The organism is Mameliella sp. CS4 (assembly GCF_019392335.1).
GTDB lineage: Bacteria > Pseudomonadota > Alphaproteobacteria > Rhodobacterales > Rhodobacteraceae > Antarctobacter.
In genome coordinates this window covers 629717-645678 of sequence record NZ_JAHXRQ010000001.1, presented here as the reverse complement: position 1 = coordinate 645678, position 15962 = coordinate 629717, and the positions used below count along the sequence as shown (strand labels likewise).

The window sequence follows — 15962 nt, the reverse complement described above, 5'->3', positions numbered from 1 at the left end:
TCGCCGGATCTGTCCCATGAGTGATTCCCTGCCGATGCCGGTCACGGCGCCGCTGACCTCCGCCCAGCGCACGCAGCTGTTCAATCTCGTCCGACGCGCCGCCAAGGCCGAGATCATGCCGCGTTTCCGCAAGCTTGGAACCCATCAGATCGGCGAAAAGACCGGCCCGCATGACCTGGTGACAGAGGCCGACACCAGCGCCGAGGCGATGATCACCCGGGGCCTGCAACGGTTCTTTCCCTCTGCCGTGATCGTCGGCGAAGAGGCCGCCTCGTCGAACCCCGACCTGGTCAAGAAGATCCCCGAGGCAGAGCTTTGCTTTACCATCGACCCGGTCGACGGCACCTGGAACTTTGCCAAGGGCCTGCCGCTGTTCGGGGTCATGGTCTCTGTCCTGCGCTTTGGCCGCCCGGTGTTCGGCCTGCTGTATGATCCGGTGCTGAACGACATCGTCTGGGCCGATAACGAGCACCCGGCGCAAATGCAGTTGCCGCGCCGCGACAGCCGCTTCGTCAACACCGATCACGACCGGAACAAGCCGCTGGACCAGCTCAACGGCTTCGTGCCGCTGTTCCTGATCCCCGAGGACAAGCGCGCCGAGGCCGCCGCCGCCCTGCCGAAATTCGGTCGGGTCTGGTCGCTGCGCTGCGCCTGCCACGAGTTTCGCACGCTGGCCCAGGGAGAGATCGATTTCGTGCTGTTCGCGAAACTCACCGCCTGGGACCAGCCCGCCGGAGTCGTCGTGACCCGGCAGGCGGGCGGCCATGTCGCCATGCTGGACGGGTCGGAATACACGGGCGACACCAGCTCGGGCTACCTGCTGGCGGCCAGCGACAAGGCGACCTGGGACAAGGTGCGCGACGCCTTTGCCTTCCTCGTCGACACCCCCGCGCCCGACCCGGCCCCGGCGCCCGAGAAAAACGCCTATCCGGGTGAACTGGCCGTCGACAACGACGCCTGAGGCGGCGCCCTACCCACAGTCCGCAAAGCGTGCCGCGTAATCGCGCAGCAAGGGCACGCGCCGTGGGCGAAAGCTGCGCCCGTTCAGGGCCGCACTTTCGATCCCCGAGGCGTGGAACAGGCGCCAGTCCTGCCGCAGGCAGCACCAGACCAGCACCATCAACGTGCCCTCCGAATAGCTGATGCCCAGGGGCCAGACCTCGCGCTCTGTGACCTGGTCCTTGAGGTCGCGATACCGCACGTCCAGCGCCAGTTCCTCCCAGCAGGCCCGGCGCAACAGCGCCATGTCCACGGTGACGTCCACCCGGACCGGCGGCGCGCGAAAACTGCGCAGGACCGTGTGCATGGCCTGCCGCGCCTGCTCGTCTGCCAGCGTGGCGATGATCCGGGCCAGGGCGGTGCGGCCCGCCGCCTCCAGTGCCGCATCGCCGGTCTGGCGCAACTCCGCCACGGCAAGCACAAGCGCCTCGATCTCCAGCCGGGAAAAGCTCTGCGGCGGCAAGGCCGGGTCCTCGGTCAGCCGATAGCCCACCCCCGCCTCACCGTCGATCAGGGCGCCGCCCGCGCGCAACGTGGCAATGTCCCGATACAGCTGGCGTCGCGAAACGCCCATCTCCGTCGCCAGCCGCCCGGCGGTGACCGGGGCGGGCAGACGGCGCAAGGCGTCCATGAGGCGAAAGAGGCGGTCGGTCCGGGCCATGCTGACAGCATCTGTCAGCAGGTGTCGGCTAAAGCAAGGCATTCCCGAGTAACAGGAGACACCCATGCTCAAGCTTTTCCACGCCCCGCGCTCGCGCTCGACCTCCATCCTCGTCCTGATCGAGGAGATGGGCATCGCCGACCAGGTCGAAGTCATCGACGTCACCGTCGCCCGTGGGGATGGCAGCGGCGCACCGGACCCGAAGAACCCCCACCCCGAGAAAAAGGTGCCCTATCTGACCGATGGCGCGGACCATGTGCGCGAACGCGGCGCCCTCATGACCTACCTGACCGACAGGTTCCCCGAGTCCGGGCTCGGGCGTCCCGTGGGGCATCCGCAGCGCGGGGCCTTCCTCAGCTGGCTGTTCTACTACCAGGGCGTGATGGAGCCGCTGCTCGTGCTGGACTGGGCCAAGGTCGACCATCCCATCGTGCAGGCGACCTTCCGCGACATGAACACCGTCGTGGCCCGGCTGGCAGAGGCGCTGGACGGTCAGCCCTACCTCTTGGGCGACACCTATTCGGCGGTCGACCTTCTGCTGTCGAGCCCTTTCCAATGGTTGCCGGAGGCGGCGCCGAAGGACCCCGTCGTCAAGGCGTGGATAGACCGCTGCGCCGATCGCCCGGCGATAAAGGCCGTCGCGGACCGGGAAAGCGCGGAGCTGCAGGTATAGGTCCTGAGCGCCGAGAAAAAATGGCAATGCCCTCGCAGCTCCCTGCGAGGGCATTTTCTGGTGCAGCGGCTCTGGTGCCTGTGGACCTACTCCGCCGCCTCGGCGTAATCGCTTATCGGCGGGCAGGTGCAGATCAGGTGCCGGTCGCCATAGACGTTGTCGACCCGGTTGACCGGCGGCCAGTACTTGTCGACCCGGAAAGCCCCCGGCGGGAAACAGCCCTGTTCGCGGCTATAGGGCCGGTCCCAGTCGCGCACGAGGTCCTCCATCGTGTGCGGCGCCAGTTTCAGCGGGTTCTGCTCGCGGTCCATGTCGCCGTCCTCGATGGCGCGGATCTCCTCTCGGATCGCCAGCATCGCATCGCAGAAGCGGTCCAGCTCTGCCTTGGTCTCGGACTCCGTCGGTTCCACCATCAACGTCCCCGCCACCGGCCAGCTCATGGTCGGCGCGTGAAAGCCTGCATCCATCAACCGCTTGGCGATGTCCTCGACCGTCACACCCGCCGATTTCTCGAAAGGCCGGGTATCCAGGATGCATTCATGCGCAACCCAGCCGTTCGAGCCGCGGTAGAGCACGTCATAAGCGCCCTCCAGCCGCTTGGCGATGTAGTTGGCGTTCAGGATCGCCACCCGCGTCGCCTGGGTCAGGCCGCTGCCGCCCATCATCAGGCAATAGGCCCAGGAGATCGGCAACAGCGAAGGAGAGCCAAAGGACGCCGCGCTGACCGCGCCGCCTTCCGCGTCCAGCGGGTTGCCGGGCAGGTGCGGGACAAGGTGCTCCTTGACCCCGATCGGCCCCATGCCGGGGCCGCCCCCGCCGTGCGGAATGCAGAATGTCTTGTGCAGGTTCAGGTGGCTGACGTCCCCGCCCAGGTCACCGGGCCGCGACAGGCCCACCATTGCGTTCATGTTGGCGCCGTCGATATAGACCTGCCCGCCATGTTCATGGGTGATCGCGCAGACCTCTTTCACCGTCTCCTCGAAGACCCCGTGGGTCGAGGGATAGGTGATCATGCAGGCCGCCAGCGCGTCGGAATGCTTCTCCGCCTTGGCGCGGAAATCCTCGACGTCGATCGACCCCTGGGCATCGCATTTCACCGCAACCACCTTCCAGCCCACCATATGCGCCGAGGCCGGGTTGGTGCCATGCGCGTTGACCGGGATCAGGCAGACGTTGCGCTGCCCGTCGCCCCGGTCCATCTGCCAGCGCCGGATCGTCAGCAGCCCCGCATATTCCCCCTGAGCGCCGGAATTGGGCTGCATGGAAATCGCGTCATAGCCGGTGATCTGGCACAGCTTGGCGTTCAGGTTCTCGATCAGCTCGGCATAGCCCCGCGCCTGGTCCTTGGGCACATAGGGGTGGATCATCGAAAACTCGCGCCAGCTGACCGGCATCATCTCGGCAGCCGAGTTGAGCTTCATCGTGCAGGAGCCCAGCGGGATCATCGCCCGGTCCAGCGCCAGGTCACGGTCGGCCAGACGGCGCATGTAGCGCATCATCTCTGTCTCGGCCCGGTTCATGTGAAAGACGTCATGTTCCAGGTAGGCACTCTGCCGGATCATCGCCTCGGGCAGGCGGTACTCGGACTCCGCCGGGTCGTCCTTTTTCACCAGCCCGAAAGCACGCCAGACCGCCTCGATGGTCGAGGGCCGGGTTCGTTCGTCCAGCGTGATGCCGACGCGGGTCTTGCCCACGCGCCGCAGGTTCAGCCCCTGCTGCACGGCGGCCTGCAAGACGCCGCGCTGCAACAGGCCCACATCCACCGTGATCGTGTCAAAGAACTCGGACGGCTCCACCTTGAAGCCCGCCGCCTCCAGCCCCTTGGCCAGGCGCACGGTCTTGCGGTGAATGCGCTGCGCGATGGCGCGCAACCCCTTGGGCCCGTGGAAAACCGCGTAGAACCCGGCCATGACCGCCAAAAGCGCCTGCGCGGTACAGACGTTCGAGGTCGCCTTTTCGCGCCGGATGTGCTGTTCACGCGTCTGCAACGACAGACGGTAGGCGCGGTTGCCGTGGCTGTCGACGGACACGCCGACGATCCGCCCGGGCATCGAGCGTTTCATCGCGTCCTTGCAGGCCATGTAGGCGGCATGCGGGCCGCCATAGCCCACCGGCACGCCGAATCGCTGGGTCGAGCCCACGGCGATATCCGCCCCCATCGCGCCCGGCTCCTTCAGCAGGCACAACGACAACGGGTCGGCGCTGACGATCCCCACCGCATTGGCGGCGTGCAGCGCCTCCATCTCGGCGGTGAAATCCCGCAGGTGGCCATAGGTGCCGGGATACTGAAAGATCGCGCCGAACACCTTGTCGGCCTCCAGCGCCTCCGGCGCCCCCACGATCACCTCGATCCCCAGCGGCTCTGCCCGGGTCTTCATCACCGCGATGTTCTGCGGGTGACAGTTCTCATCGACAAAAAACGCCCCTGCCTTCGATTTCGCCACCCGCTGCGCCATGGTCATGGCCTCGGCGCAGGCGGTCGCCTCGTCCAGCAGCGAGGCATTGGCGATCTCCAGCCCCGTCAGGTCGCAGATCATGGTCTGGAAGTTCAGAAGCGCCTCAAGCCGGCCCTGGCTGATCTCGGGCTGGTAGGGTGTGTAGGCGGTGTACCAGGCCGGGTTCTCCAGGATATTGCGCTGGATCGCCGGCGGCGTGACCGTGCCGTGATACCCCTGCCCGATGAGCGAGGTCAGCACCTTGTTCTTCGACGCCACCTCGCGCAGCCGGTAGATCAATTCACGCTCGGACAGCGGCTTGCCGAAATCCAGCGGCCTGTCCTGCCGGATGTTCGCCGGCACGGTTTCATCCACCAGCTGGTCCAGCCCCGAAACGCCCAGCACGTTGAACATGCGCGCCATTTCCTCGGGCGACGGGCCGATGTGGCGCCGATTGGCAAAATCATAGGGCAGATAGTCGATGGGCTCGTAGGTCATGCACCGCTCCCGGGCTTCTTCTTTCCAAAAATACTCCCGGGGTGAATTGGCCAACTGGCCAAGAGGGGCAGCGCCCCCTGCCCCGGGTGTCGCCCGCGCCACGGCAGGCCTCAGCGTAGGGCGGGGTTTACCCCGCCGCCGCGCTCACGAAATGAAGTCCTTGTAGGCCTTCTCGTCCATCATGTCGTCCAGTGCCGACAGGTCCTCGACCTTCATCTTGAAGAACCAGGCATCACCCTCGGGGTCCTCGTTGATCTTGCCGGGCTCCTCGACGATGGGCTCGTTCACCTCGACGATCTCGCCATCCAGAGGGGCCAGGATGTCCGAGGCCGCCTTGACCGATTCGATCACCACGACTTCCTCGTCCTTGGTCACCTCGCGGCCTTCCTCGGGCAGTTCGACAAAGACGATGTCGCCCAGCTGTTCCGCCGCATGATTGGTGATGCCCACGACGACCAGGTCACCCTCGACCAGCAGCCATTCATGTTCCTCGGTGAATTTCATGTAAGTCTCCCTGTTTCACCGTTTGAACCCAGCCGGCACGAACGGCAGCTTTGCCACCCGCACCGGAACCCGTTTGCCGCGCAGCTCGCCCCAGAGGGCCGTGCCCTCTGCCGCGCATCCTGCCGACACGTATCCCATGGCCACCGGCCCCTCGACAGAGGGGCCAAAGCCGCCCGAGGTCACGGCGCCGACCTCGGCCCCGCCTTCCTCGGCATCATACAGCACGACGCCCGCGCGCATCGGCGCCCGGCCCTCGGGCCGCAGGCCCACGCGCTTGCGCGCCGGGCCATCCGCCATCTCGCGCTGCACCCGGTCCGCGCCCGGATAGCCGCCCGCGCGCGCACCATCGGCGCGCCGCACCTTCTGGATCGCCCAGGTCAGCCCCGCCTCGACCGGGGATGTTCCCGGATCCAGGTCCTGCCCGTACAGGCACAGGCCCGCTTCCAGCCGCAGGCTGTCCCGCGCGCCCAGCCCGATGGGTTCCACCCGGGCATCCGTCAGCAGCGATTTCACCAGATCCACGGCGGCCACATTGGGCACCGAGATCTCAAAGCCATCCTCGCCGGTATAGCCCGACCGCGAGACCCAGCATTCCGCTCCCGCGATGGGCAACGTCTCGACGTCCATGAAACGCATGTCGCGCACCGCGGGGCAATGCTCGGCCAGCACATCCTCGGCCGCGGGCCCCTGCAGCGCCACAAGCGCACGATTTTCCAGCAGTTTCACGGTGATGCCGCCGGGTTCCAGCGCCGCGCGCATGCGCGCCACATCGGCCTCCTTGCAGGCGGCATTGACCACCACAAAGAGGTGATCGCCCCGGTTGGCGATCATCAGGTCGTCCTCGATCCCGCCCGCGTCATTGGTGAAAAAGGCGTAGCGCTGCCGCCCTTCGGCCAGTCCCGCCACGTCCACAGGCACCAGCCGCTCCAGCGCCTCGGCCAGGTTCGGCCCGCGCAGGATCACCTGTCCCATGTGGCTGACGTCGAACAGTCCGGCTTGGGTCCGTGTCTGCAGGTGCTCTTTCAGCACGCCCAGCTTGTACTGCACCGGCATCTCGTAGCCGGCGAATCCCACCATCTTCGCGCCGCGCGCGTGGTGCAACTCGTTCAGGACGGTTGTCTTCAACTCGTTGGGCTCGTCGTCCGCCATGCGCTCCCCTTTGCCCATGACGCACAGCGCGTCCGGGCAGTTCCGCCACGGACCAATTCCGCAGCCCCACTGCCCCCTCTGTCCTTCGGCCTGAGATCGTTATCCCTTCGGCGGACGCACATCCGGCGCCTCTCTCCAGAGTCTTGCCTCTTCGCGGTCCATGCGGCCTGAGCGTTTCCGGGGCGGTTGCGCCTTCGGCACCGGCTCCGGGCCTAGGCCCTCCCCGGTTCTCCCGTCGAAGATGGGCAGACGCTAGTCCATCGCCCCGGCGTTGGCAAGCCGCCCCACTCTGCATCCCTCGCTCGAGATGATGTTCATCAACGCTGCGTTGTCACAGACCAGCGAATCCAGCGTGATCGGGTCCAGCGTCTCGTAAAAGGCGTTGGCGGCCCGGGTCAGCGCATTGCGCAACCGGCAGGCATCGGTCAGCGGACAGGTGTTGTCCACATCGGCAAAACATTCGGCCAGCGGCACCGGCTGTTCCAGCGCGCGGAAAATGTCACCGATGACGATATCCTCCGCCGGACGGCCCAGTTCCAGCCCGCCGTTTCGCCCCCTCTGGGTGTGCAGGAACCCCATCTGGGCCAGCTGGTTGATGACTTGCGCCAGGTGGTTTTCCGAGGCGTTGCACCGTTGGGCAATCTCGTGCTTGGTGACAAGCCGCCCGGGATTCGCGGCGCAATACATCAGTACGCGCATCGCGATATTGGTTCTTTTCGTCACCCGCATGCGGATCTCCAAAATACATTGATCAGTCACCTATCTGGCACGATGCGGGCCTTCGGGGTTTGACATGCGTCAAAACAGGCGAATATTTCGCACATGGAGCATGTATATTTCTTTGGCTACGGGTCGCTGGTGAACCGCACGACCCATGAACACACACCCGCACATCGCGCCCGCCTGCATGGCTGGCGCCGCGCCTGGCGCGCGGTGCCCGAACGGGACCTGTGCTATCTCACCGCCGTGCGCGACCCAGAGGCGCATATCGACGGGCTGATCGCCCCGGTCCCCGGTGACAGCTGGGCAGAGCTCGACCACCGCGAAGGCGCCTATGACCGGCACGACGCCACCCAAAACCTGACTCATGACAGCGACGCGCGGGCCGTCGTCGTCTATGCGATCGATCCCGACCGCCACCGCGATCCGGGCCCGGAAAACCCGATCCTGCTCAGCTATCTCGACGTTGTGGTGGCAGGCTACCTGGCGGAATACGGTCCCGGCGGCCCGGCACAGTTCTTCGAGTCCACCCTGGGCTGGCAGGCGCCGATCCTGGATGACCGCGCCGCGCCCCGCTATGCCCGCGCGCGTCCCCTCACGGACGAGATCCGCACCCTGACCGACGCGGGCTTGTCCGCCCTGGGCAGCCGGATCATCGCCGCCGCCTGAGCCTCAGGCGACACCGGCCTGTCTTCTTTGGGCTTGAAAATACTTCCGGGGGGCGCCAAAGGCGCGGGGGCAGCGCCCCCTCCGACCGCACCAGACAGGCGCCGTCCCGGGACAAACCGCGTAGGGCGGGGTTTACCCCGCCGCGCCCTTGCCACCCGGCTTGACCTGCAACAGCGGCATCACCTCGGCCATCTCCGGCCCGCGCTGCAGCCCGGTCACCGCCTTGCGCAGCGGCATGAACAGCTTCTTGCCCTTGCGCCCCGTGGCGTCCTTGACCGCCGTGGTCCAGCTGCCCCAGGTCTCGGCGTCATAGGGCGGTTCGCCCAGCATGCCAAAGGCCTCGGTCACGAAGTCGCGGTCTTCCTCGTCCACCAGCGGCTCCGCCCCGTCGCGGAACAGCGCCCACCAGCCCGCCATCTCCTTGCGGGTGGTGATGTTGTCGCGCACCACGTTCCAGAAAGCCGCCGCCTTGTCATCGGGCACGCCCAGCGCGCGCACCTCATCCGCCACCGCGTCCAGCTCCAGCCCGTGCAGCTTTTTCGCGGTCAGCGGATACAGGTCCTCGACATCGAACTTGGTCGGCGCCGAACCGAACTGGTCCAGCTCGAACCCCTCGGCGATCTCGTCCAGCGACAGGCGCAGCTCGACCGGCTGCGACGATCCCAGCCGCGCCATCAGGCTCAACAGCGCTTCCGGCTCCACGCCGTTTTCGCGCAGGTCGCGCAGGGCCAGCGTGCCCAGCCGTTTCGACAGAGATTCCCCCTGCGGCCCGGTCAGCAGCGAGTGATGCGCAAAGGCCGGCGGTTCACCCCCCAGCGCGCGGATCATCTGGATCTGCGTCGCGGTATTGGTGACGTGGTCATTGCCACGCACCACGTTGGTGATGCCCATTTCCATGTCATCGACCACCGAGGCCAGCGTATAAAGGAACTGCCCGTCCGCCCGGATCAGCACCGGGTCCGAGACGCTCGCCGCGTCGATGGAGACCTCGCCCAGGATGCCGTCCTCCCAGGCGATGCGCTCGTGGTCCAGCTTGAACCGCCAGACGCCATCGCCACGCTCGGCCCGCAGTTTCGCCTTGTCCTCGTCGGACAAATCCAGCGCCGCGCGGTCGTAGACCGGCGGCTTGCCCATGTTCAGCTGCTTCTTGCGCTTGAGGTCCAGCTCGGTCGGTGTCTCGAAAGCCTCGTAGAACCGGCCCATCTCGCGCAGCTTGTCCGCCGCAGCCTCGTAACGGTCCAGCCGCTGCGACTGGCGTTCGATGCGGTCCCAGGTCAGGCCCAGCCATTCCAGGTCCTGCTTGATGGCGTCGACATAGTCCTCTTTCGACCGCTCCGGGTCGGTGTCGTCGATGCGCAGCACGAACTCACCGCCGCTCTTGCGGGCGATCAGGTAGTTGAACAGCGCGGTGCGCAGGTTCCCGACGTGGATATAGCCGGTGGGCGAGGGCGCAAAGCGGGTGACGGTCATGACGTGGCCTCCTGTCAGGGCGGCGTGTTTTCACAAGGCGCGGGATTTGTCCAGTTCCGCCGCATGTCAGGGCGCGACGCGCGGTGACGCTGGCCCACGTTCCGCCCCGATGCTAGGCAAGGGGTCCGTGGCCCCGAACGCGCCTCCAGAGGAACCGCGCCCATGACAGAGATCCTGACCGTCACCCTGAACCCGGCGCTCGACCTCGCCACTTCCTGCGCCAGCGTCTCGGCGGGGCCGAAACTGCGCTGCGGGCCGGAAACGGCGGAACCGGGCGGCGGCGGCGTCAACGTGGCCCGCGCGGTGGTGCAACTGGGCGGCCAGGCGCGCGCGCTGGTCGCCCTGGGCGGCCCCAACGGCATGGCGCTGGAACGGCTGCTGCGCGACCGGGGTCTGGACCTGATCCGGCACGAGGCGCCGGGCGAGACCCGGCACAGCTTTTCCGTCACCGACGAGTCGACCGGCGGCCAATACCGCTTTGTCCTGTCGGGTCCCGAATGGACCGAGGCCCAGCTTGACGATGTCCTGGACAGGCTCGCCGCCGAGGCCGGAGAGGGGGACTATATCGTGCTGTCGGGCAGTATGCCGCCGGGCTGCGCGCCGGGCTGGATCACCCGCGCCTGCGCCCGGCTGGAGGGGCGCCGCGTGGTGGTGGACACCTCGGGCGCGCATCTGCACCACCAGGCCACGGCACCGGGTCCCGCGCCCTTTGTCCTGCGCATGGACAGCGCAGAGGCACGCGATCTTTCCGGCCTCGGGCTGGAAACTCGTTCAGACAGCGCCGCATTTGCCGAGACCCTGCGCGCCCGCGGCGCCGCAGGGATCGTCATCATCGCCCGCGGCAAGGATGGATCCGTCATGGCAACCGACACGGGCCGCTGGCATGTCTCCGCCGCGAATGACCAGGTCGTCAGCGCCATCGGTGCAGGCGACAGTTTCGTCGGCGGTTTCGTCAAGGCACTGGCCGAGGGGCTGGACCACCCCGAGGCCCTGCGCCAGGGCGCGGCGGCGGCAGCGGCGGCGGTCATGTCGCCGGGGACGCAACTTTGCCTGCCCGAGGATTTCGCCGCCATCCTGCCCCGCACCGAACTGACCGCGCTCTGATGCGGCTCTTCATCGCTCTGTCCCTGCCCGAAGAGGCCCGCGACGCGCTGGACGACCTGCAGTCGCGGTTTTCCGTCGGCCGTCCCACGCCCTACGAGAACCTGCACCTGACGCTCGCCTTTCTGGGTGAACAGGACGAAGAGACAACCGAGGCCGTCCATGACGCGCTGCAGACCCTGCGCGCGCCCGCGCTGGACCTGACGCTGGCCGGGGCCTCGATCTTTGGCGGGCGTCACGGACAGGCCGTCGCGCTGGAGGCCGATGGAAATGCCCCGCTGAACGAATTGCGCGACCGCGTGCTGGCCCGGCTGCGCAGCGTCGGCGTGGCTCCGGAACGCCGCCGGTTCCGCCCGCATGTCACGCTGGCCCGGCTCAAGGGGCAGGCCGATGCCTCGCCGCTGCTGGCCGTGCTGGCCAGCGCCAGCATTGGCCCCTTCGCCTGCAACAGCTTCAGCCTCTTCGCCTCGACCCTGCACCAGGACGGCGCCCTGCACGAGGAACTGGCCCGCTACCCGCTGACCCCGCCCCTGAGTTTGGCACCATGAGCGATACCCAGCATTTCTACGCGGTGGCTGAACGGACCATCGAGAGTTTCCCGGACCCGTTCCGCAACGGCGCCCGCGCGGTGGTCCTGCAGGTGGTCGACTGGCCGCCGCAGGAGATCCTGGACGAGATGCGGATCGACGACCCCCACGAGCTGACCGGGCTTTATGACGGCATCCCCATGACGGAGAAAAGCTTTGCAGATCCGGCACCCTTTCCCGACACGGTCTGGCTGTTCCGTGAACCGATCCTCGACGAATGGCGCACGCGCGGCGATATCGAGCTGGACGACCTGATCGCCCATGTCACCGTGCATGAATTCGCGCATCACTTCGGCTGGTCCGACGGTGACATCGCGGCGATTGACCGGTGGTGGGAATAAACGGCATACCTCTGACGATGCATCCGCTTTGCGGGTTGAGGGGCGATCCTTGGCGGCCCGGCGCCCGATCCTACGCGCCGGTCTGTCGGGGTGCCTGGCAATCTGCAGGATGATACGGATTTAGCCGGGATCGGGCGTCAGACCCATTCGGGCAGGACCGAAAGCCGGATCACTCAAGCGGGGCGATCTCTGCCGTCCACTCGATCGTGGCCGCAACCGGCTCTGCCCCGTCGGCCACCCGCGGTTCGCTGGTATAGCCCGTCAGGCGCAGGAAGGTGCCCTCGACCGTGGCGGTCACGACATTGTCCGGCGTCATCTCGAACGCCACCAGTTTGCCGTCGCCTCCGTCGGCCCCCATCACCATAGGGGCATCATAGCCCTTGTCGTCGAAGATTTCCGCCGAGATCAGCGCCATGTCACCGTTCCGCTTCTGCAAGGTGACCTGCACCATCGGGCGCCCCGGCTTGCCCGTTTCATCGACCACTCGTCCGACGGTGTTGATGGTCAGGAAAGATCCCATGATCATCTTCTGTTCGGCGTAGGGCCGATCCTTTTCCCGGTCGTAGGGGATGACCATCCGGGTGGCTGTTCCGTCCAGCGTGACGGTCATTGTCCCCATGGATTCGTACCGGTCGTCCAGCTCTGCGGCCAGACCCGGCACGGCCATGAGCATTGCCGCAATAAACGAAAGAAAACGTGTCATGCAAACCTCCACATGTCGTGCCCCGACCCTGTCAAAGACGGCGCAGGCATGCAACAGGGTCACGACTCGCCGTCGCGCCACCGGTTGACGATGGGATAACGGCGGTCCAGCCAGAACGCCCGTTTCGTCAGCCGGGCACCGGGCGCCGACTGGAACCGCTTGTATTCGCTGATATAAAGCAGGTGCTCGACCTTCTTGGCGTCCTCGCGGGAATAACCCTTCGCCACGCAGTCGGCGATGGAGCCGTCGTCATCCACGAGGATCTGCAGGATCGCGTCCAGCACCGGGTAATCGGGCAGCGAGTCGCTGTCCTTCTGGTCCTCGCGCAGCTCGGCGCTGGGCGGCTTGGTGATGATCCGCTCGGGGATCACCTCGCCCTCGGGGCCATTCATCCAGGGGCGAAAGTTGGCGTTGCGCCAGCGGCAGGTCTCGAAGACCCGCGTTTTATACAGGTCCTTGATCGGGTTATAGCCGCCCGCCATGTCGCCGTAGATCGTGGCATAGCCCACCGCGACCTCTGACTTGTTGCCGGTGGTCAGCAGCATCTCGCCAAACTTGTTCGACAGCGCCATCAACAGCAGGCCCCGCAGGCGCGACTGGATATTTTCCTCTGTCAGGTCCGGTTCCAACCCTTCGAACAGGGGCGCCAGCGCCTCTGTCACCGCGTCGCGCGGTCCCTTGATCGGCACATAGTCATAGCGGCAGCCCAGCGCCTTGGCACAGCCTTCGGCATCCTCCAGTGACTCCGGCGAGGTATATTCCGAGGGCAGCATCACGCAACGCACGTTGTCGGCGCCCAGCGCGTCCACCGCAATCGCCGCCACCAGCGCCGAATCCACGCCGCCCGACAGGCCCAGCAGCACCTTGGCGAACCCCGCCTTGCGCAGGTAGTCGCGGACCGCCTCGACCATGACGCGGTAATCCTGCTCCCATGCATCGGGATGCACATCGAACACGCCTTCCTCGCAGCGCCAGCCATCAGGCCCGCGCACCATGTCCACCGGCACCACGCATTCCTCGAAAACCGGCAGTTGCACCGCGATCCCGCCATGCGGGTTCAGCACAAAAGAGCCGCCATCAAAGACCTGGTCGTCCTGCCCACCCACCATGTTGAGATAGATCAGCGGCAGGCCCGTCTCGACCACCCGCGCCACCATGTGGTTCAGCCGGGTCTCGTATTTGTTGCGGTAATAGGGCGATCCATTGGGCACCAGCAGGAACTCGGCCCCCGTTTCGGCCAGCGTTTCAGCCACGTCCGGGTGCCAGGCATCCTCGCAGATGGGCGACCCGATGCGCGTGTTGCCCACCGCATAGGGCCCGCCGATGGGGCCGCTGTCGTAGATGCGGACCTCGTCGAACACCTTTTCGTTGGGCAGTTCGTGCTTCAGCACCCGCGTGACGACCTTGCCGCCGTTGCAGATGAAATAGGCGTTGAACAGCTCGGTCCCCTCGACATAGGGGCCGCCAATGGCCAGCGCCGGACCCTCGGCGCAGTCGGCGGCCAGCTTGTCGACCGCCTCCATCGCCGCGATGTGAAAGGCCTGTTTCATCACCAGGTCCTGCGCGTTGTACCCGGCAATGAACATCTCGGGCAGGGCCACCAGGTCGGCGCCCTGCGCGCGCCCCTCTTCCCAGGCGGCCTTCGCCTTTGCCGCATTGCCCGCCAGATCCCCCACCACGGGGTTCAGCTGTGCCAGTGTCACGCGAAACCGATCGCTCATCGCGCTGCCCTTTCCCAAGTCCTTGTGCCCACATAGCAGACCCACGCCTGAGGGGAAGTCACCCGGCACCCGCCGTTGCCCTGCCTGCCCGGCTGACCTAGGTTTCCGAACGATACCCCATCGCCAAGAGGCCCAAGACCGCATGACCCTGACCCGCCCGTCGCCGCTCCTCGCGCTTGCCCTGATGACCCTCCCGCAGATCGCGGCGGCGCAGGACGTCCAGACCCGGACCTATAGCGATGGCAGCACCTACAGCGGACAGCTGGTGGACGGGGTCCAGCACGGACAGGGCACCTACCGGATGCCAAGCGGCTATGAATACAGCGGCAACTGGATCATGGGAGAGATCCAGGGCAAGGGCCGCGCGCGCTTTACCAACGGCGCGGTCTATGTCGGAGAGTTCACCCGCGGACGCCCGGACGGCACCGGCCGCATCGACTATCCCGACGGCGGCCACTACGAGGGCCAGTGGCTGAACGGCAAGATCAACGGCCAGGGCAAGGCGCGCTATGCCAACGGCGTCACCTACGAAGGCAATTTCCTTGACGCCCAGCACCACGGGCGCGGCGTCATGCGCGGCGACAACGGCTATATCTACGATGGCCAGTGGCAAAACGGCGCCAAGCACGGGCAGGCGCGGGTCACCTATCCCGATCAGGCCGTCTACGAAGGCCAGATCAAGAATGGAGAGCGCGACGGCTATGGCAAGATCACCATGCCCGACGGGCTGGTCTACGAAGGCGGCTGGGTCAAGGGCCAGATCGACGGCCAGGGCAAGCTGGTCCAGCCCAACGGCGACATCTTCACCGGCGCCCTCGTCAACGGTCAGCGCCGCGGCAAGGGCACCGTGCATTATGCCAATGGCGACATCTACATCGGCGAATTCCGGAACGACAAGCGCCAGGGACAGGGCACGTTCACGGGCACCGACGGCTATCGCTACGAGGGCCAGTGGATCGACGGTCATATCGCGGGCAAGGGCAAGGTCACCTACCCCGACGGCGCGATCTATGAAGGCCGGTTCAAGGATGATCTGGCCAATGGCATCGGCAAGATCACCTATCCCGACGGCGCCACCTACGAAGGCCAATGGGACAAGGGCGTGATCCAGGGCGAGGGCAAGGCCGTCTACGCAGACGGGTTGACCTACGTGGGCAGCTTCGCGAACACGCGCAACCACGGCTACGGCGTCATGACCTATCCGGACGGCTACCGCTACGAGGGCCAGTGGAAAGACGGCCAGCGCCACGGCCGCGGCAAGGCCACCTACCCGGACGGCACCGTCTACGAAGGCGCCTTCGCCTCGGGCCAGCGCGACGGACACGGGCGGATCGTCATGTCGGACGGGTTCCAGTACCAGGGCGCCTGGGAAAACGGAGAGATCACCGGCAAGGGCATCGCGACCTACGTCAACGGCGATGCCTATTCCGGCCAGTTCCTCAAAGGCAAGCGCCACGGACAGGGCCGTTTGCTCTATGCCGACGGCACGGTACGCGAAGGCATCTGGCGCAACGGCACGCTGGACGGCAACGCCGCCGGTCTGCCACCGGAACCTGACCTGCCAGAGGGGCGCAACGTGACCGTGGGCGGCATCGCGGGCGCCCTGCCCACCAAACGGATTGCCCCGGAGGAAGGCGGCAGCCTGTCGCTCGACGCGCGGCCCTGAAACCACTCTCTCTTTGGTCGACGGTCGCGCCGCCCGGCGAGGCCACGCCCGCCGGGGCAAAATGC

At 66.5% G+C, this 15962-nt stretch carries 15 protein-coding genes and 1 riboswitch; of the genes, 7 read left to right on the top strand and 8 right to left on the bottom strand.

Features of this window, described 5'->3' with window-relative positions; translation table 11 throughout:
- Positions 1-16: 16 nt before the first annotated feature.
- Positions 17-961, top strand: a complete 945-nt coding sequence (locus KZZ07_RS03025) for an inositol monophosphatase family protein (protein WP_219512157.1) — start codon at positions 17-19, stop codon at positions 959-961.
- Between the two features lie 9 nt (positions 962-970).
- On the opposite strand, the gene KZZ07_RS03020 is transcribed toward KZZ07_RS03025, so the two are convergent.
- Positions 971-1660: a helix-turn-helix transcriptional regulator gene (locus KZZ07_RS03020; RefSeq protein WP_219512156.1), complete on the bottom strand. Its 690-nt coding sequence runs from the start codon at positions 1658-1660 to the stop codon at positions 971-973.
- Between the two features lie 64 nt (positions 1661-1724).
- Between KZZ07_RS03020 and KZZ07_RS03015 the strand changes: the two genes are divergently transcribed.
- Positions 1725-2333 (top strand): glutathione S-transferase family protein, encoded by a 609-nt coding sequence (locus KZZ07_RS03015; RefSeq protein ID WP_219512155.1) that lies wholly within the window; start codon positions 1725-1727, stop codon positions 2331-2333.
- 86 nt (positions 2334-2419) lie between these two features.
- Here KZZ07_RS03015 and gcvP read toward each other — a convergent pair whose 3' ends face one another.
- From gcvP to KZZ07_RS02995, 4 genes are all read right to left on the bottom strand, one after another.
- Entirely contained in the window at positions 2420-5266 is a 2847-nt protein-coding gene (gcvP, locus tag KZZ07_RS03010) for an aminomethyl-transferring glycine dehydrogenase (RefSeq protein ID WP_219512153.1), read from the bottom strand.
- Positions 5267-5410: 144 nt separating this feature from the next.
- A complete protein-coding gene (gene gcvH / locus KZZ07_RS03005; protein WP_219512152.1) occupies positions 5411-5770 on the bottom strand; it encodes a glycine cleavage system protein GcvH in 360 nt (119 codons plus the stop codon).
- A 15-nt stretch (positions 5771-5785) separates the two neighbouring features.
- Entirely contained in the window at positions 5786-6919 is a 1134-nt protein-coding gene (gene gcvT / locus KZZ07_RS03000; protein WP_219512151.1) for a glycine cleavage system aminomethyltransferase GcvT, read from the bottom strand.
- A gap of 68 nt (positions 6920-6987) precedes the next feature.
- A riboswitch (glycine riboswitch) is annotated at positions 6988-7068 on the bottom strand.
- A 103-nt stretch (positions 7069-7171) separates the two neighbouring features.
- The gene (locus KZZ07_RS02995) at positions 7172-7648 is read right to left on the bottom strand and encodes an RrF2 family transcriptional regulator (protein ID WP_219512150.1); all 477 of its coding nucleotides are present in this window, start codon (positions 7646-7648) and stop codon (positions 7172-7174) included.
- A gap of 93 nt (positions 7649-7741) precedes the next feature.
- Between KZZ07_RS02995 and KZZ07_RS02990 the strand changes: the two genes are divergently transcribed.
- Positions 7742-8308 (top strand): gamma-glutamylcyclotransferase, encoded by a 567-nt coding sequence (locus KZZ07_RS02990; RefSeq protein WP_219512149.1) that lies wholly within the window; start codon positions 7742-7744, stop codon positions 8306-8308.
- Positions 8309-8440: 132 nt separating this feature from the next.
- Here the strand turns inward: KZZ07_RS02990 and gltX are convergent, their stop codons facing one another.
- Positions 8441-9778, bottom strand: a complete 1338-nt coding sequence (gltX, locus tag KZZ07_RS02985; protein WP_219512148.1) for a glutamate--tRNA ligase — start codon at positions 9776-9778, stop codon at positions 8441-8443.
- 162 nt (positions 9779-9940) lie between these two features.
- Here gltX and KZZ07_RS02980 point away from each other — a divergent pair, with 162 nt between their 5' ends.
- The 3 genes from KZZ07_RS02980 to KZZ07_RS02970 are packed head-to-tail and all read left to right on the top strand — an operon-like array spanning position 9941 to position 11807.
- Positions 9941-10882, top strand: coding sequence for a 1-phosphofructokinase family hexose kinase (locus KZZ07_RS02980; protein ID WP_219512147.1), 942 nt, complete (start codon positions 9941-9943; stop codon positions 10880-10882).
- On the top strand, positions 10882-11427 hold the full coding sequence (thpR, locus tag KZZ07_RS02975; RefSeq protein ID WP_219512146.1) for an RNA 2',3'-cyclic phosphodiesterase: 546 nt from the start codon (positions 10882-10884) through the stop codon (positions 11425-11427). Before KZZ07_RS02980 ends, thpR begins: the two co-directional genes overlap by 1 nt.
- On the top strand, positions 11424-11807 hold the full coding sequence (locus tag KZZ07_RS02970; RefSeq protein WP_219512145.1) for a metallopeptidase family protein: 384 nt from the start codon (positions 11424-11426) through the stop codon (positions 11805-11807). Before thpR ends, KZZ07_RS02970 begins: the two co-directional genes overlap by 4 nt.
- 169 nt (positions 11808-11976) lie before the next feature.
- On the opposite strand, the gene KZZ07_RS02965 is transcribed toward KZZ07_RS02970, so the two are convergent.
- Positions 11977-12510, bottom strand: coding sequence for a hypothetical protein (locus tag KZZ07_RS02965; protein ID WP_219512144.1), 534 nt, complete (start codon positions 12508-12510; stop codon positions 11977-11979).
- 59 nt (positions 12511-12569) lie between these two features.
- The gene (locus KZZ07_RS02960) at positions 12570-14231 is read right to left on the bottom strand and encodes an NAD+ synthase (RefSeq protein WP_219512143.1); all 1662 of its coding nucleotides are present in this window, start codon (positions 14229-14231) and stop codon (positions 12570-12572) included.
- Positions 14232-14373: 142 nt separating this feature from the next.
- Here KZZ07_RS02960 and KZZ07_RS02955 point away from each other — a divergent pair, with 142 nt between their 5' ends.
- Entirely contained in the window at positions 14374-15897 is a 1524-nt protein-coding gene (locus KZZ07_RS02955) for an MORN repeat-containing protein (RefSeq protein WP_219512142.1), read from the top strand.
- The last annotated feature ends 65 nt before the right edge of the window (positions 15898-15962 follow it).

Coding starts and splice junctions, on each gene's coding strand:
- KZZ07_RS02995 (WP_219512150.1), bottom strand. CDS start 7,648: ATGCGGGTGACGAAAAGAACCAATATCGCGATGCGCGTACTGATGTAT.
- gcvP (WP_219512153.1), bottom strand. CDS start 5,266: ATGACCTACGAGCCCATCGACTATCTGCCCTATGATTTTGCCAATCGG.
- KZZ07_RS03020 (WP_219512156.1), bottom strand. CDS start 1,660: ATGGCCCGGACCGACCGCCTCTTTCGCCTCATGGACGCCTTGCGCCGT.
- KZZ07_RS02955 (WP_219512142.1), top strand. CDS start 14,374: ATGACCCTGACCCGCCCGTCGCCGCTCCTCGCGCTTGCCCTGATGACC.
- KZZ07_RS03015 (WP_219512155.1), top strand. CDS start 1,725: ATGCTCAAGCTTTTCCACGCCCCGCGCTCGCGCTCGACCTCCATCCTC.
- gltX (WP_219512148.1), bottom strand. CDS start 9,778: ATGACCGTCACCCGCTTTGCGCCCTCGCCCACCGGCTATATCCACGTC.
- KZZ07_RS03025 (WP_219512157.1), top strand. CDS start 17: ATGAGTGATTCCCTGCCGATGCCGGTCACGGCGCCGCTGACCTCCGCC.
- gcvT (WP_219512151.1), bottom strand. CDS start 6,919: ATGGCGGACGACGAGCCCAACGAGTTGAAGACAACCGTCCTGAACGAG.
- gcvH (WP_219512152.1), bottom strand. CDS start 5,770: ATGAAATTCACCGAGGAACATGAATGGCTGCTGGTCGAGGGTGACCTG.
- thpR (WP_219512146.1), top strand. CDS start 10,882: ATGCGGCTCTTCATCGCTCTGTCCCTGCCCGAAGAGGCCCGCGACGCG.
- KZZ07_RS02970 (WP_219512145.1), top strand. CDS start 11,424: ATGAGCGATACCCAGCATTTCTACGCGGTGGCTGAACGGACCATCGAG.
- KZZ07_RS02965 (WP_219512144.1), bottom strand. CDS start 12,510: ATGACACGTTTTCTTTCGTTTATTGCGGCAATGCTCATGGCCGTGCCG.
- KZZ07_RS02980 (WP_219512147.1), top strand. CDS start 9,941: ATGACAGAGATCCTGACCGTCACCCTGAACCCGGCGCTCGACCTCGCC.
- KZZ07_RS02960 (WP_219512143.1), bottom strand. CDS start 14,231: ATGAGCGATCGGTTTCGCGTGACACTGGCACAGCTGAACCCCGTGGTG.
- KZZ07_RS02990 (WP_219512149.1), top strand. CDS start 7,742: ATGGAGCATGTATATTTCTTTGGCTACGGGTCGCTGGTGAACCGCACG.